At 55.9% G+C, this 16,516-nt stretch carries 14 protein-coding genes and 1 pseudogene; 3 read left to right on the top strand and 12 right to left on the bottom strand.

The features are described from left to right. The 3 genes and pseudogenes from YBN1229_RS12260 (at position 1) to YBN1229_RS12245 (ending at position 3,328) form a co-directional block, all read left to right on the top strand. A complete protein-coding gene (locus YBN1229_RS12260) occupies positions 1-1,218 on the top strand; it encodes an acetate/propionate family kinase (protein ID WP_046479069.1) in 1,218 nt (405 codons plus the stop codon). Further along, positions 1,215-1,995 (top strand): annotated as a pseudogene (gene fabI, locus YBN1229_RS12255) (enoyl-ACP reductase FabI). The gene YBN1229_RS12260 and the pseudogene fabI overlap by 4 nt, the downstream one beginning before the upstream one ends. Positions 1,996-2,497: 502 nt before the next feature. Next, the gene (locus YBN1229_RS12245; RefSeq protein WP_046479071.1) at positions 2,498-3,328 is read left to right on the top strand and encodes an alpha/beta fold hydrolase; all 831 of its coding nucleotides are present in this window, start codon (positions 2,498-2,500) and stop codon (positions 3,326-3,328) included. Between the two features lie 108 nt (positions 3,329-3,436). Here YBN1229_RS12245 and YBN1229_RS12240 read toward each other — a convergent pair whose 3' ends face one another. The 12 genes from YBN1229_RS12240 to YBN1229_RS12190 all read right to left on the bottom strand — a co-directional run bounded on the left by YBN1229_RS12240 (position 3,437) and on the right by YBN1229_RS12190 (position 16,513). Further along, positions 3,437-4,978 carry a hypothetical protein gene (locus YBN1229_RS12240; protein ID WP_046479072.1) on the bottom strand — a complete coding sequence of 514 codons (1,542 nt, stop codon included), beginning with the start codon at positions 4,976-4,978 and terminating at the stop codon, positions 3,437-3,439. Between the two features lie 654 nt (positions 4,979-5,632). After that, on the bottom strand, positions 5,633-6,184 hold the full coding sequence (locus YBN1229_RS12235; RefSeq protein WP_139165339.1) for a hypothetical protein: 552 nt from the start codon (positions 6,182-6,184) through the stop codon (positions 5,633-5,635). Positions 6,185-6,838: 654 nt separating this feature from the next. After that, positions 6,839-7,456, bottom strand: coding sequence for a phosphoadenosine phosphosulfate reductase family protein (locus YBN1229_RS12230; RefSeq protein WP_046479074.1), 618 nt, complete (start codon positions 7,454-7,456; stop codon positions 6,839-6,841). A gap of 479 nt (positions 7,457-7,935) precedes the next feature. Beyond that, entirely contained in the window at positions 7,936-8,694 is a 759-nt protein-coding gene (locus tag YBN1229_RS12225) for a metallophosphoesterase family protein (RefSeq protein ID WP_052743911.1), read from the bottom strand. Between the two features lie 165 nt (positions 8,695-8,859). Next, entirely contained in the window at positions 8,860-9,018 is a 159-nt protein-coding gene (locus YBN1229_RS19000; protein WP_170832461.1) for a hypothetical protein, read from the bottom strand. A 34-nt stretch (positions 9,019-9,052) separates the two neighbouring features. Beyond that, a complete protein-coding gene (locus tag YBN1229_RS12220; protein WP_046479075.1) occupies positions 9,053-9,565 on the bottom strand; it encodes an FKBP-type peptidyl-prolyl cis-trans isomerase in 513 nt (170 codons plus the stop codon). A gap of 16 nt (positions 9,566-9,581) precedes the next feature. Beyond that, entirely contained in the window at positions 9,582-9,989 is a 408-nt protein-coding gene (locus YBN1229_RS12215; protein ID WP_197540862.1) for a hypothetical protein, read from the bottom strand. Between the two features lie 64 nt (positions 9,990-10,053). Then, complete coding sequence (aprA, locus tag YBN1229_RS12210) at positions 10,054-11,919, bottom strand: adenylyl-sulfate reductase subunit alpha (protein WP_046479076.1); 1,866 nt, start codon at positions 11,917-11,919, stop codon at positions 10,054-10,056. Next, positions 11,919-12,398 carry an adenylyl-sulfate reductase subunit beta gene (gene aprB, locus YBN1229_RS12205; RefSeq protein ID WP_046479077.1) on the bottom strand — a complete coding sequence of 160 codons (480 nt, stop codon included), beginning with the start codon at positions 12,396-12,398 and terminating at the stop codon, positions 11,919-11,921. Before aprB ends, aprA begins: the two co-directional genes overlap by 1 nt. Before the next feature lie 46 nt (positions 12,399-12,444). After that, positions 12,445-13,287 (bottom strand): hypothetical protein, encoded by an 843-nt coding sequence (locus YBN1229_RS12200; RefSeq protein WP_046479078.1) that lies wholly within the window; start codon positions 13,285-13,287, stop codon positions 12,445-12,447. 331 nt (positions 13,288-13,618) lie between these two features. Next, on the bottom strand, positions 13,619-14,794 hold the full coding sequence (gene sat / locus YBN1229_RS12195; protein ID WP_046479079.1) for a sulfate adenylyltransferase: 1,176 nt from the start codon (positions 14,792-14,794) through the stop codon (positions 13,619-13,621). Positions 14,795-15,517: 723 nt separating this feature from the next. Continuing rightward, positions 15,518-16,513, bottom strand: coding sequence for a sulfite exporter TauE/SafE family protein (locus tag YBN1229_RS12190; RefSeq protein ID WP_046479080.1), 996 nt, complete (start codon positions 16,511-16,513; stop codon positions 15,518-15,520). Positions 16,514-16,516 lie beyond the last annotated feature (3 nt).

The raw sequence follows: 16,516 nt of genomic DNA, 5'->3' as shown, positions 1-16,516 counted from the left end.
ATGAGCGAAACGATACTTGTGGTCAATGCCGGCAGTTCCAGCGTCAAGTTCCAAGTCTTTGCCGTTGGCCCGTATGACCAGCTCGAGCGGCGCATGAGAGGTCAACTCGAGGGGATCGGAACTCATCCCCGTCTGTTCGCCAGAGGGAGCGCGGGGGAGACGCTTGTCGATCAGAGATGGAGTGCTCAAGAGATCCCAGACGTGCCGACGGCGTTCGGGGAAGCTGTGTCCTTCCTGAGAGCCCATGGGAATGGCGAGTTGCCGATAGCCATCGGCCACCGTGTTGTGCACGGGGGACCTGATTTTACTGCCCCAACAATCGTGTCCGGCGAAGTGATTAAAAAGCTAGAGCCCTTTATTCCGCTTGCGCCTCTTCATCAGCCCAACAATCTTGCACCAATAAAGGTGATCCACGAGAAGCATCCGCATCTCTTGCAAGTTGCCTGTTTCGACACGTCCTTTCATCGAAAGCATCCTGCGGTTGCCGATTACTACGCCATACCTGATGAGCTTCATACGGAAGGCGTGCGCCGCTACGGCTTTCATGGCTTATCGTACGAATATATCGCGGGCCAACTTCCAGATATCGCACCAGAAATCACCAGTGGGCGTGTCATCGTTGCGCACCTGGGCAGCGGCGCTTCGATGTGCGCCATGGTTGATCGCAAGAGCATCGACAGCACGATGGGCTTTACCGCACTCGATGGCCTTCCAATGGGAACAAGGCCGGGGCAGCTCGATGCTGGTGTTGTCATCTACCTCATGCAGCAGAAGGGCATGAGCGCGGACGAGATTGAACGCTTCCTTTACAAGGATTGTGGTCTCAAGGGATTGTCCGGGATCAGCAATGATGTCCGCGATCTGCTCGCAAGTTCGGAGCCGCGCGCTAAGTTCGCGCTTGAATATTTCGTTTACCGGATCGCCACTCTCACAGGCATGTTGGCCGCGGCCATGGGTGGCATCGATGGCTTCGTGTTTACAGCCGGAATTGGCGAAAACGCAGCGCCCATTCGCGCTGCAGTCCTACAGAGACTTGCGTGGTTGGGCTTTGACCTTGACGCGGAGGCGAACGCCGCTGGTGCATCCCGCATCACCACAAAGAATTCTCCTGCTGCCTGCTTTGTGATCCCGACCAACGAGGGCCTGATGATTGCTCGGCACACGCTGAACGCTTTGCGGGCCCAGTCGATCCCTCTTCGTGAGGAGAAACTTGCATGATTGATCTTTCTTCATTGGCGCTGCTCAAGGAGAAGAAAGCTCTCGTCACGGGTATCGCCAACGAGCATTCAATTGCATGGGGCTGCGCCAAAGCTTTTCGCGCGTTCGGTGCGGACCTTGCCGTCACCTATCTCAACGACAAGACGAAGCAATATGTGACGCCGCTTGCCGAGGAGATGGAGGCCTCCATTTTCATGCCCCTCAATGTGCACAACGAAGGCGAGCTGGAAGCCGTCTTTGACGCCATCGAGAAAAAGTGGGGCAAACTCGACATCATGCTGCACTCGATTGCGTTTGCTCCTAAAGCCGACCTACAGGGCCGCGTCGTTGACTGCTCGAAGGAGGGTTTTCTTCTGGCAATGGAGCTATCGTGCTGGTCGTTCATCCGGATGGCGAAACTGGCAGAACCCTTGATGAAAGACGGCGGCAGCCTCTTCACGATGACCTACTACGGCTCTCACATGGTGGTCGAAAATTACAACATCATGGGGCCTGTGAAGGCTGCGCTGGAGTCCGCTACGCGTTACATGGCGGCGGAACTCGGGCCTAAAGGTATCAGAGTACACGCGATTTCTCCCGGTCCATTGAAGACGGGCTGCCTCTGGGATCAGCGATTTCGACAAGCTGCTCCACAAAGCGCAGATGAAAGCACCAAGTCGCAGTCTCGTTTCCATTGACGACGTCGGTGTCGCCGTAGCTTTCCTGGCAATGGACGGTGCCAAGCTCATTACAGGCGATACGCTTTATGTCGACGGTGGCTATCACATCATGGATTGATGCTCCGGTGACGGACGATCAGCATATCCAATATTGAAGGACGTACCTTGATACTTCTCGTAACGGATACGTTGCGGACGCACGACGTCCACTTTTTTAACCACGCCTTTTGATTGAATTGACAAGCGCCGATAGTGCGTAAAACTATCTTCCATCGTTTAGGCTCGCCAAGGCGTACGATCATGTTGATCGCGGAACAGCTCGGTATCATGCCTGCCTCAGTTGCCGTTCAGCGCACGTCTTTAAACAGCGGCCCCTTACGAACTTTCGGCATTTGTGGCTGTCAGACAATGCGCCCAGTGCTGTTCACACCTTCCTCCACAATCCGCATTCCCATTTGCGCTGACACAGTCGTCCTGGCGGGATTTTCCGATGACGTTGCCTGGGTCGATTAAGGAGAACGTGTTCCCTAGCATTCAGCCACGGCATCGACGCCACCGGGGGATGAGCACACCTCTAAGCATACATTTCAGTTGTTAGTTCCAAACAGTGTGAGGTCACCATGGACACGATCACGACCACCGACGGAACCAGAATTTATTTCAAGGACTGGGGTCCGCGCGATGCCCAACCCATCGTCTTTCATCACGGCTGGCCGCTCAGCGCGGACGACTGGGACGCGCAGATGATGTTCTTTCTCGCTAACGGCTATCGCGTTATCGCACATGATCGCAGAGGACATGGACGCTCGACGCAGACGTGGACGGGAAACGAGATGGATACCTACGCGGCAGATGTCATCGAGCTGGCAGACGCTCTCGACCTCAAGAACGCGGTGCACATCGGGCACTCAACGGGAGGCGGCGAAGTCGCACGCTATGTAGCCCGCTCGAAACCGGGGCGCGTTGCGAAAGCCGTGCTGATTGGCGCAGTACCTCCAATTATGTTGAAGACGGAAAATAATCCTGGCGGCCTGCCCATCGAGGTGTTCGATGGGTTTCGTGACGCTCTTGTCGCCAACCGCGCGCAATTCTTCCTCGATGTCCCTTCAGGACCGTTTTACGGCTTCAACCGCCCGGGTGCCAAAGTGAGCCAAGGGGTCATCGAGAACTGGTGGCGCCAAGGCATGATGGGTGGCGCGAAAGCCCATTACGACTGCATCAAGGCCTTTTCCGAAACGGATTTTACAGAGGATCTCCAGCAGATCGAGGTTCCGACGTTCGTCATGCACGGAGACGACGATCAAATCGTGCCTTACGCGGATTCAGCGCCGCTCTCAGCCAAGCTCTTGAAAAACGGAACCCTTAAAACCTACCCAGGCTTCCCGCACGGGATGTGCACAACGCACCCGGAAGTGATCAACCCGGACCTTCTGGCCTTCGTTCGCACGTAGCGGCAGTTGCCCCGCGGCTCTGCCGTGCGAGCCGAGCCCTCTTGGATCTGACTGCTTTATCAGGCGGTGCGCCTCTATTCCGCCGTCATATCCCGCATTGTCCTTTCTCTACCCTTTGACCGTGGTGGCATAAGCAGCGGTTACGATCGCAGCGTATGACTTTGCTATTTCTGGGTAGTCAGCATCCTGCTCGAAACTTGCGGTTAGGCGGAAGCCTTCGCACTGACCGATCGTATAAGCCAGCAGCTTGGCAAACCGATCCTCATCGAAATAGGACGTGTGGATCAGTTCCTGCCAGGTCAGGTAATCGGCAAGAACATCGGATGTGGCCTCCGGTGTTTCCGCCGCAGCCAAACTCTCAACGATATTCCTGAATTTAGGGATCGCACGTCCAATCGCGTGATCGCTCTCTCGCTCGATCCCATCTGCGATCTCGGGTGGCAGCGGCGGGAATCCTTTTGTCAGCCATACAGGCCATTCTGAGGCATCGATTGCGAGATCTTCACGAGCGTCACTTCCGTAGGCCAAAGCCTTTAATTGCGACAGTGTCATCGGGTTAAGGACATGACTGAGCCCGTGACTGACCACGCGCGCGAGGCCATTGAACGCCCAGGTCAAAAAGACTGCGCCAACGAGCAACACGGCGATACCTGCAGCAAGCAATCCGAGTTCTCCGCCCATCGACATATCCCGAAAGGCTTCGGGAGGAAGGATGAGGCTTGTCGGCAAAACGAGAAGGCCAATGAACAGAACAGCAGCGTTCTCAAAGATGTTGCTTCCGCCAGATGGATACAGCTCGTCCACCGCTGCCCCATCGATCCGCGCAAATACATGAGACGCAATGGCATCCATCATCGGCTCGGAGGTCAATGTCAGAAGACAGAGAAACGGTATGATCGCAATCGCCAGCAGGTTTAGACTTGATGCGGCGAACTCACGGGAGAAGATCTCGATGTCGAGGCTCTTGATGGCTTTCAAGCTTTGGACTGCTTCATCCTTAGCGTGCCAAAGTGAAAGCCAGCGATTGGCGTAGTGATCTGCCGCGAACCCCAGCAAGCCGCGGTTGAACCGCAATGAGCGACGAGATTCCATGTAGCGGAGGATGGCATAGAACACGGTGATTGGGCCGCCAAACGTCAATGCGGCCAGCGCCCACAGCATCGGCTCTCGGTCGTCGGCCCCGACAAAGACAGAGAGAATGCCGAGGATCAGGAACGTCAGCAGTGTGAGATAAATGGCTTTGCCGAAGATCCCGAGCCGCGAGAACAGGAAGCGCTGGCGTTCCGTTTTGATAAAGGGGGTGCCAACGGTGATCCATCGCTGCATGCCGCTGAGCGGCTCGCGTTGTTTTGCACTATGCAGGAGCGCCGCGCTGATTACAGAACCTCCGTGGCTGTGACCGACAACGACGAATGGCTCTCCCGCTGTTTCCAGCGCCGTCAGCTTTTCCATAAGTTGCTTGCCTGCCGCGCGCCGCGACGTCTCACTATTGAGACCGTCCCACACGCAGGGCTCGATTTTGAGCGTACCGTCGTCCCCCTCGACGCTGTTCTGCAATTGGGTTGTGAACCTGCTGCCGCGCTGCCACCACTTTGTGCCCTCCAGCGGCCCACTGGCGAACGTGCCGTGGACGGTGACGATGGTTGCCATACGCTTTTTCTCCCCCGTACTTAAAACTTACCGGCACGTGCTCTAGCACCCCTCGCAAATGCCGCTTGTCTTCGATAGCGCGCCAAAGGGCAGACGCCAACGGCCCGCTTCGTCAAAATCCGGCTTTGGGCGGTAGGAGGTTCTATCGTCACGCAGCGAACAAAATTGTCGACCTCTCAGACAAGCCCCGCATGCGAGTAACCGGCCCTCTCTGTGCGGGGGGCTCACATGACATGATCATCACAGGGTCGCGAGGTGTGTAACCCTTCCAGCTTCTATAGCGAAGTTAAGAACGTGTAGGCGGGAACCGCCACACGTCAGATAAAAAGGAGATGATCATGAGACGTATCCTCACTTCGCTTGTCGTCGCGCTCGCACTGGCGGCCGGCGTCTCTGCTGCGCAAGCAGACCCCATCACCGTGCACGGCTATCTCGGCACCAACTACGGCGGCAAGTAAGCTCACCAATCCATGGCGCGACATGGCCGTAGGGGAAATCTACTCTACGGCCATGTGCGTTGAGCCCTGACGGACGGCGTTCGTGACGTTTCTTTCACACCTTGGAGGCTGGCCAATATAAGGACCAAATGACCACTTTAGGGGGGTGACCTACGATCGAAGGTGATGACTACCGATGAGAAGATGAACCCCTTTCTCAGATCGTTGATTCGCCTTCGAACGGGACTCCAGCAATTGAAGCTTGGCGTTTTATGGCATTGATGAGTTCATCGAAGCTCACTTGAAGCGCGGCGGAAGGCGTCAGCATAAGAACAATCTGCTCTCCAGGTTGCCCCGCTCTAACGCCTCTGATCCAATTGGCCAGCTTCAACTGAATGGGGCCGGGCATCCAATCCATCTTCTCAGCATCCAGGAAGAAAATAACCCCACCCAACTTTCTGGAAACTCTCGTTTCCTTGATCCTCAGAATTGCTTGCCATGGGACCGTCGTACGCCCCCAGGATGCATCGCGTATGCCACTGTCACTTATTGTGATCGCTGGCGCCGGCTGCACGATTTTCAGAACCGCGCGGATCAATTTGAAAGCGTAGATCGGGATTGCCAGGACCACCACGTAATACAGCCATTGTGGAAACGAGGGGTCCTTCTCAATAAGGACGACGCTTACGGCTCCTGCCACCAGCAGCGCACTGATGATGATGGTGCGCCATATGATACGGTTGTCGTAGGCGAAGTGTATCGGATTCATTTTCCCCCCTTTATCGGTTGCCAATTTTCTGACCCTCATACGCAAGGGCGAGGTTGCAGCAAAGCTTTCTTCATCGATCACGCTAGTGGAGACCGAACGTCTATCGTCTCCATCCGCAATTTGTATGGAGCAAAAGGACCAATCAGTGACAGCGGAGAACGCTGCGCGCGCGGCAGCATCGGGCGGAGAGTACCAGATGGCACGAGCATCCGCCCACGCAGCGTCGCGGTCGGTGTAATCAAGTACCGTCCGTCAGCCGCGCGAGTGACAGGCCAGTTTCGAAAATACTCAAAGTGGTTGCTAGATGGGACTGATATTGCGCAACCCTGCTGCGAAATCCAGAATGGCCAGCTTATTTTGAGATCAAGAAGAGACGCTGCATAGTCCCCAATGCTGACTGAACCACCTGGACATCTGGCGCATCATCAGCCCGCTAGCCGCGTGCACCGGCAGGATGTTGCACGACCTCTCTCGCGTGAAAGCGAAGTCGCTACGCGCTAGAAGCGCGGTGGTCGGGGGTGCCGTCATCGGTATTACTCACTCTGTCCGGTGGACAGCAACGCGTGCGATGTATTCTGAGGTGCGGGGCTCACTTGCCCCGCTACAGAAGTCCTGTCGATTGCAGCTCGATTGACTGCCGCGATCGCTGCGTGTTCAGAAGGCAAAAGTTGTCACAACTTCGGCTTCGTCCTTTGGCGGCTGCGAGCGACCCGACATTGCCAGGGGATGATAGGACAAACCATGCTCCTGCATGAAGCCCTGCACCTGACTTTGGCTCCAGGACGCCAGCGGATCAATCCGGATCAGCCGGCCTTCCTGCACTACACGCGGGCCTGGCGTGTCAGGATACGGGCAATGGTATGCCGCGCGAATCCAGCAGTCGAAACCCGCAAGCGCCTCGTTCAGGTGGGCAATCATGTAGGCCCTGGTATGAGCATCCGGGTCCTCCGCCCACAGCCCTTCACTGTGATCGCAGTCACCGGGCAACACCCCATGGTCCTCGGCAGGTTCGCGGATGTCGCGCAAGCCAAGCTCACTGACAAGCTTGGCGAAATATTCCCGGCTTTCGGGAAAGAGGTTCGGCATGTGGCAAAATACGATGGGCGTGGCCGGGTCGATCTCCGAGATCAGCTTCAGCACAACGACACTGCGAGCTCTGAGCGAGCAAGTCACCACAGTTTTTTGCGGAAATCTTTCCCTGATCAAATATCGGAGGAAAGAGGATGTATCCATCTCCGCAGTTGTTCCGAGGATGTCATCAACTTGTGTCATAGCAATCTCCCTCAGGTTTGCTCACGTCATCGGAGGCGTTTTCTGGGGGTTAGTATTGCTTTTTCTTCACTGTACGCGCGATTTTCGTCCATCGTCAAGATGTTCTAGGCTTGTAGTACTTGTGCATTTTCAACAACGGTCTCGTTTTCACCGATCATCAAAAAACCGCCGAAAAGCCGAAGTCTTGGCCCGGCCTCTCAACGCAAATGCCTCACACTTTTCTGCGGAACTCGGCGATACTCCTTCCACCCCGCTGACGGTTGCGCACCATTCGGATTTTCTCCTCTGCAGAAAGCTAAGTGCCGTTTGGTGGCGCGGCTTGACGGTCTCTTCCTCGCTCTGCGGAGCCTGCTTGTCTCACCGTCTTATCGTTTCCCTCTTTGAGGTTGCGATCAGTTGCAAGTTCCCGTTTACGCAATCCCCCTGCAGCCTTCGTTGTGCGGGTTGTAGGTGAGGGCCTCTATTTATGAGCCAGCCCGTCACGCGTCGCCCGCGACTCTTGTTTCAGTGCTGAAGCCCCGGACCGGATCAATACGATGTACATAATACGTGGGCTTCTGCCGCATATGAGGCGGGTAGCTGCCATATCGCAGAGCCGTCGCGATGCTCGGTGCCACTATTGCGGGGATGCCCTCGAGCTCACTAGAAACTGAGCGGTGAACATGGCCACTACAGACCGCAACGATCCGACCTGATCGACGCAGTAACGTGCTGAGTTCAGACATGACTTCCAAACTTTCAAAGTGAACAGGCTCAGGCCCTTCTGACACCACGAAAGGCGGGTGGTGGGCGAACACGACGATGGGCTTTGTCGCCTCTGCTGCAACTAAGCCGGCCAGATGTCTGAGCCGCTCGGGACAGAAGTCGCCCTTGTTGCCAACACTCGAGGTATCAAGAGCAAGCAGTCGTACCGGATATCTTTCGATCGCGTACTGGATGAAGTCGAGGTTCGGCGCCAGATAGCCATCCGCCGCGAACGTTTCGCGTAGCGCTGTCCTGTTATCTTTGTTTCCAGCCAGTACATACACAGGCGCACGTGCGTTAGCCAGAATGGCCGCTGCCTGAGCGTATTCGTCCTGCCGGCCGTTGTGGACGATATCGCCCGTATGCACGATTACATCTGGAAGCGGATCGAGCGCGTTGATGTCGGCGATGCTGAGCGCAAGATCCGTCGCCCGCCGATCCGCATCAGGTATATCCAGGGCAATATGGGTATCGGAGATTTGCGCGATGATCATGGTAGTGGTCTTGCCTGTCGATTGCGCGCGCGCTCAACGCGTCCCAACGGTCGCCATCGCCACATCCAGCTACACCCAATACTCATGATATGTTTGTGTCAGCAGCAATGCGTGCAGCGCGGTGATCACGCTGCACGCATTCTCAGCTACGCTGCGGTACGGCGCCTACGGCCGCTTCGGAGTCTTGTATTCGGCTTCCTTCTGGAAGGGTTCCCACACGGTCTCATAGCCAACAAACCCTTTTTCATTGGGCTGCTTTTGGCGCGTTGTCAGATAGCGCGAGTGGCCGTCGGGAACTTTAGTGATGGGTTTTGGGTCGCTCATAGGGCACCTTTTGAATTGGATACCGAAATGTTGCTCAGACAGGTCGCATAAGTGACGGATCAATGCCCTCCAGAGGCGCGTTGATCGGTCCACCTGCTTTTGCTTCTTCTTCGGTCGGCTCACGCACTGCAAGAATCTCGAGCGTAAAAACGATCTCCCTGCCGCAAAGAGGATTGTTGCCATCGACGGTCACCGTCTCATCGTCGACCTTCGTCACGATAAAACTGCGGGTCTCGCCCTTGTCGTTCTCCATAAGGATCGAGGTGCCGACTTCTCGATACTCTTCCGGAACGTTCTCAACGAGATCCGTAAATACTAAACTCTCATCGCGCGCGCCAAAAATAAGACCGCCGTCGAGCGGCACCTCGATGATTTCGCCTTCGGATCTGCCCTCCAGTTGGGCATGAACAGAAGGGGACAAAATTTCATTTTGCCCGTGAATATAGGCCAACGGGAATTCAACCATGGTGAGAACCTGACGAGTTCTCTTGTCGGACACCTTATAGGTGAGCTCTACAAACTTGCCATCGCGGATTGTGTCGTTCATGTCGAAGCCAGACTTCTCAGAATAGGGAGGCGCCGAAAATTTTGATCTTTCCGTCCTCATAGCCGAGGACGAGTCGACCAAGCCATTCACCCTCCTTTTTCGAGCTACGCTGCCGGTAGAGAACGGTCACATGCTCGCCGCGGCGGATAATACCGAGATAGTCACTGTCGGTGGTAAGGTTTCTGGCAAGTTCGCTATTGGCGAACTGATGGCCAGCCGTGACTTGGTTCATCGCACGCGCCATCGAACTGGAGAAATTCTTGACGAACTCTCCATATTTTCCTTCGTTGGAATTCGTGATGAGTTCGAGCCACAGCGGATCGGCTATGGCCTTTATTTCCTCGTCAGTTTTATCGATGATATTTGCGCGCGCATCTCCGGCGCGCGCAATGACCGGACCATCAGAAGACATCAACATCGACATGCTCGCCTAATCCTTAGTGACCAAATTGGACGTTAAACACAGTTACGCCGTCCAAAGGTCATTGTTACTTGTCCTCGACTAGGTGATAGCAGGGCGCTTTCTCCATGGTGTATTCCCCGGTTTGCGGATCGCGGCGGGAAACTGTCAGCACGTGCCAGTTCTCATCGTCCAGCTTCATGGCGTCACCGCGGTAGTAGTAGCCCGGCCAGCGGGTCTCCTTGCGGAACAAGGTATGCTGCGTGACGCATTCTGCTGCGCGGTGCCGATGTTTCAACTCCCAAGCTCGCAGCAACTCGTGAATATCCTTTGCAGCCACGCTCTCGAGATCTTCTTCCATAACCTTGAGCTTTTTAAGAGCGATATTCAGGAGCTTCTCGTTGGTCATGTAGCTGACGGTTACGCCGCCACAGTACTCGTCCATGAGCTTCTGCAAGCGTTCCAGGCCCTGCTTGGGATTGATGTAGTGGGGATTGACATCTCCTGCCACGACCGCATTGCGGAATATCTTATAGTGCTCGAGCGGTTTGTAGATCTCTTTTTTGCGGCGTTCGATTTGCGCGTCCGACACGACAATGCCCTCGGCCTTGCCGTCGTCGATATACTTGCAGGCGGCCTTTGCCGCGAGCCGGCCCTCAGTAAACGAGCCAGACGAGAACGCATGTGGCGTGCCGCCGACCGCGTCGCCGGCGCCGAACAGGCCTTCGACCGTCGTCATACGGTTGTAGCCCCAGAAATACTCGGGCGGCGAAACGTCCTCGGGACCCGAGCACCAAGCGCCCGAGCATGTCGCATGCGACCCCATAACGTAGGGCTCGGATGTAGTTAGTTCGGGGTTCTCGTTCTTGGGGTCGACGTCGGTGGAGGCCCACAGCACGGCCTGGCCGATGGTCATGCCAAGAAAGTTTTCCCAGCCAACCTCTTCGAGATGGGGATCTTGGAATGCCTGCATCGTCACCATGTGGATGGGGCCGCGGCCCGCATTCACTTCACTGATCAGAGCATGGTTGCGCAGGCAGGTCGGGATCGGCCTGTGGGTCAAGTGCGAAGCTTCCGGATCCAGATATTCCTTACCCACCCTTTCTTGCAGCTCGGGGAACCACTTGGATTCATACTCCTCGCCCAAGCCGTTCTGAGTATAGGTCTTCAGATGCAGGAAGTAGGCACCGACTGGACCATAGCCGTCCTTGAAGCGCGCCAGGACGATACGGTTCTCCATCTGTGTCATCTTTGCGCCGGCTTCGATCATGAGGCCATAGGCGGATGCGGACGACCACGGCGCGTACCAAGTACGACCCGAACCTTCGCCGACCGAACGCGGCTTGAAGATATTGGACGCACCACCTGCGCCGCAGATCACGGTCTTGGACTTGAATACGTGGTAGTTGCCGGTGCGGACGTTGAAGCCGACGGCGCCGGCAACGCGGTTTGGTTTGCTCTCATCCATCAGCAGATGGGTGAGGCAGATGCGGTTGAAGACCTTGTCCGCGGATTTCTTGGCGGCCTCGGCAACGATGGGCTTGTAGGACTCGCCATGAATCATGATCTGCCATCGACCTTCCCGCAGATAGCGCCCGGTCTTCGGGTTCTTCATGATGGGCAGGCCCCACTCCTCGAACTGATGCACCGTCGAATCGACGTGACGGGCCATATCGAACAGCAGATCCTCACGCACCAATCCCATCAGGTCGATGCGCGCGTAACGGACGTGGTCTTCCGGATTATTCTCGCCCCACCGTGTACCCATGTAGCAGTTGATGGCGTACAGGCCTTGGGCAACTGCGCCAGAGCGATCGATATTGGCCTTCTCGGCGATAACGATCTTCTTATCCTGCCCCCAGAACCTGGCCTCCCAGGCCGCGCCGCTGCCACCAAGACCTGCACCGGCGACGAGAATGTCAATGTTGTCTTCGACGATTGTTTTGTAAGCCATCAGTAGTACACGCCTTTCTTCAAGACGAGACCGGCGTCCTTGAGGGTGCGCAAACCGTCGTCATCCATGCGAATCCACTTCGGCTCGTTGTACAGGAGCTCGCTATCGCGCATGTCCCTACTGGGCGCGGGAACGTCCGCGAGTTTCGGAATATGCTTTCCCCAGGGCTTGGTAGTGATCGGCGACAGAAATTCCTTCTCAGTGCCGTTGCGGTATTTAATTTTCCAAGCGATGGTGCCGCGCTCTTCGTCGCGCTGGACTCGAACACTGTGTCCCAATGGGGCGAAGTCGGCGTACCCACGCACGTCGATCGCATTCTGCGGGCAAGCCTTGACGCAGGAGTAGCACTCCCAGCACATATTTGGCTCGATGTTATAGGCGCGACGGTAGGTCGGATCGATGTGCATGATGTCGGACGGGCAGATGTCGACGCAGTGTCCGCACCCATCACACCTTGTCATGTAGACGAAGGTTGGCATAAGTCGACTCCTTAGCTCTGATTGTTCTTTTTAATGATGCTGGGGCCTAATAGTGCCTGGGCGCTTCGCGCTTGATGCCAAGTCCCATGTTCATCGGAGCATCTCGCAACAGCTCCATGGAGTGCCGTTGCTGTTGCTTGGGGTCGTCACGGGTTATTGTCGGCAAGTTCTGGGCTGTACCATTGGCTTTCGACATGCGCTTCTCGAACGCCGCGGCGGGCTTGAAGAACATGTGTGCCAGCTTCGACCAGGGCACCGATCCGAACAGCACAGTGGAAGCGATGATGTAGAGAACCAGGAATACCGTGGTCCAAACCGCGTTCCCGGACGCCTGCATGAATGCCCACAACAGAGCGAAGGTCGTGCTGGCGACCAGCGATACGACGAACAAATCCGCTTTCATCAGGCGGAAAGGAGACTGCCCCTCGGCGGAGACGTCAGCGCGAATAAAGAACCAAAACCAGTAGCCGCCGATGCAAACCATGAGCGCACCAAGCGACCAGAGTACGGGCAGGATAGCCGGCGCCGGAGTAGCATTGGTGGGGTACGCGAACACCATGATCGCGGTGGTGATGACATAGATGATAAATCCATACATCGTCAGCAGATGTGCAATCCTGCGTTTCGAATTGCAGAACTCGCCAGAGGTCAGGACGTCGACAACTGCAGTTTTGGCGGCGATCGACAGCATGTCTCCGCCGTCGAGCTGTTTCCGCGCTTTAGTTCGGCTCGCTCGCAAATTGTCGAAAAAGTACTTGGCGCTTTTTTTGTGAATGATGTCGAAGAGCGTACCCGCCACGACGAGAAGCGCCATCAGGACGACGTATGTCTGTATGATGCTAGGCGATATGGAAGTAGAAAGATCAGCGAAGGGATTGGTGGTGAACATAGCCCGACGTTCCCCCGAAACTTGTTGCCGCCACTTGATTTTTTTATGAACTATAGTGCAACGATAGCTCTCTGTGGCCGCGTTAGTCAATCATTGGAATAAATAAAAATTCTACGTTTGACGGCAGTTGTGCACGTCGATTGTCAAAGCCTGCATTCTGTTCGAATTTTTTTCATTTCGCTTCCGCGATCTGCGGCGCAGTCCCAGCCCAAGTTGCGCACCTGAAATCATGTAAAATAGGTCAGGCTCAACATTTTGGTGTGTTTGGGAGCTGCGCCGTTTACCCGGCAAGCGTGCCTGAACGCAGAGTGCTAGGTAGGCACGCATCAGTTTACGCTGAGACTCCTGCGTAGTACTCGCTGAGGATGGCTACGACCTCTGGACGGCTGAACTCGGGTGGCACCGGCTCGCCGTTCGCCAACATCTCGCGCTGGCGCGTGCCTGACACGGACAGATGCTCTTTCGGATCGTGCGGGCAGGTTTTACCAGTCGCCATTCCGCCGCAGCGGTAGCAGTAGAACGTTACATCGATCTTGAGGGGCTGGCACAGAAGCGCGCCTTCCCACAAGTCGTCGAAGATATGCTGGGCATCGTACGGTCCGTAGTAGCTTCCCACTCCCGCGTGATCGCGTCCGACCACGAGATGAGAGCAGCCGAAATTCTGCCGAATAAGCGCGTGGATGAGTGCCTCCCTCGGTCCTGCGTAACGCATCTCGATGGGATATCCAGCCTGGATCGCAATGTTTGGTTTGAAGTAGTTATCAATCATGGCTTGGATCGCGCGCGTTCTTACCTCCGCCGGTATATCGCCCGCTTTGAGCTTCCCGAGAACCTGGTGGATGAATACCCCGTCCGTCACCTCGGCTGCGATCTTGGCCAGATGCTCGTGGCTTCGGTGCATGGGATTGCGCGTCTGGAAAGCGGCGACCTTCGTCCAGCCGCGTTCGAGGAACTCCTGTCGTGCTTCCTCAGGCCGCAGATAAAGCCCTCGATATTTTTCGGGGTATTCGCCTTCGGAAAGGGCGATGACAGGACCGCCCACGTTGACATCGCCCTGGCCCATAACCTTCTGCACGCCTGGGTGCTGGGGGTCGGTCGTGCGAAATACATGCGCGCATTCGAGATTGCGATCGATGCGATACTTCTCTCGCACCATGAGCTGGCCGAGCACCTCTCCGGTCTCGGCATCGGCCAGCGCAACCTCCTCGCCAACAGCGATACCGTCGGCGACGCTGCTGTCCAGCGAAAGCGTGATTGGGATCGGCCAAAATACGCCGCTGGTGAGCTTCATTTCTGTAACCGAAGACTTCCAGTCGTCGTGGCCCATAAAGCCGTCAAGCGGCGTGTACGCGCCCATGCCGAGCATGAAAAGGTCAGAAACTTCGCGGGATGTGAGCGGGATCTTCTTCAGTCTCCCCGCGCGTCTGAGCGCTTCAGGACGCTCGTCGACTGGCACAAGTAGAGGCTTAAGAGACTGCGCCCCGTGCGGTGGTACAAGTTTCGACATGTAATTCTCCCTCCTGTGCACCCGGCTTCGGTGAAATTGTTCTACGCCTCGAGAAATTATTAAAACCACTTACCTCGCTTACTGTACATGCCGGAAGAGAACCCGTCTGCAGAACTGTACTCGAGGGGGAGAGGCAGTCGCCGCGCTCTTCGATAGCTCCGGCCACAAGAGGACGGTCGTGAAGCGACGTCTCGCAGTACGAATAGTAGCTAGCGGCGCAACCTTTTCAGGGCGGGATAGTGCGTTTTGTCTCGTGAGTAGAAGACTGCGTGGTCTCGTGACACAGTCGCGAAATTTGCCAACAAATGCGCTGATCGCTTGGAGCAGTTTGTGAGGCAAACCTGCAATTGCATACGCCCCCAAACGCTCGAACACCTCGGGGTGCACTGGTAAGTGAGACATCAATGCGAAGCGATGGATATCGCCGTGGTCTGCATGTCGACGCGTAGCCATCCACGCAGCCAGCCGCTCCACCACAAGTGTGCTTCTTTTAATTTTGTAGGGGGCTTCAACTCTCTGATGACGTCGACGGAAAGCCGCGCCCTGAGTTCGTGCTCGGATGCCGTGACGCTTTCGAAGAAATCAGCTTTCGTCCCGTGGACCAGATATGGGCCACGGCGGTTCCACCTATTTCATTGATTTAAGGTCGGAGCGGGGAGATTTGAGCTATGCGAAGACCGGCTATGGACGAGCACCGCCTAATCATTGTTTGGAAACGACGCTTCACTTACTGATCAGTCCTAGATACGGACCGACAATCAAGAACGCGCTCGACAAGATGATCCAAAGGGATGCGAAGGTCTTCAGCCAGAGCGGGCCGAGCCAGATGGCGAAATAGCGCGCGACGAACCCGCCGATCATTGCTCCGGGAATGGCTGTAAGCGCAATGGGCCAGATAATATTATTGTTGGCGATGTGATATCCGACGCCGAAAATGACAGTGACAACGGAGATGATTACCGCGATGGCAATCGCTGAAGGCGTCGGAAATTTCCGCAAGATGAGATAGACGGCGACCAATTCGCCCACGCCGACCGAGAAAAACGCGGTTATCACACCGCCAATCGCGCCAAGCCCGAGAAGCCAATAATAGTCCAACCTTTCGGGGTGAAAACGGTAAGGCTTCACACGTTTGAATGCCCACGTAAAAATCAGAAGGACTACGCCCAGGGCAAGCGAAAACCATTTGAATGCGACCAACAGGCCCCGGCCATCAACGTTGGAAAACAGTGCAAACTGCGTCACGAGCAGGGCTGGAAGCGTCGTCGCCAGAAGGGTAAAAATGATGAAGAGAAAGCTGTGGCCGTCTATTTTTTCCCGCGGCCCTGTCTGCCCGCCACCGTAGAACCTACGGATCCATACAGAAGCACCCACCGACATTCCGAAGCACTGAATCAGGAAACTGATACCAATCGTCTTGATGGGATCGATGGCAAGCTCCATAGGGATCGCGCCCATCTCGGAGGCGCCACTCAAGGTGTTGAACGCGGGAACAAAAACAACGCCCCCGCCTGTTCCCGTGGAGCTGGCGATAATGGCGCCGAAAACGCCAATCGGCCCAAAAATCCAGATAAACTCGAAGAAACGGGCTATGTCGCCGATATTGGTCAGCAGCAGCGTAATAAAGAGAGCAACCAACGCGCCAAGATACACACGTGTCGCAAACTCGACATGGGCTTCTACGGACTGCGGGGTCTTTGCGCTTGGAACACTTGTCATAGC

This window comes from Candidatus Filomicrobium marinum (assembly GCF_000981545.1).
GTDB classification, from domain to species: Bacteria; Pseudomonadota; Alphaproteobacteria; order Rhizobiales; family Hyphomicrobiaceae; genus Filomicrobium; species Filomicrobium insigne.
Note: the sequence above shows the minus strand (reverse complement) of the source record. Positions and strands in the feature narration are given on the sequence as shown.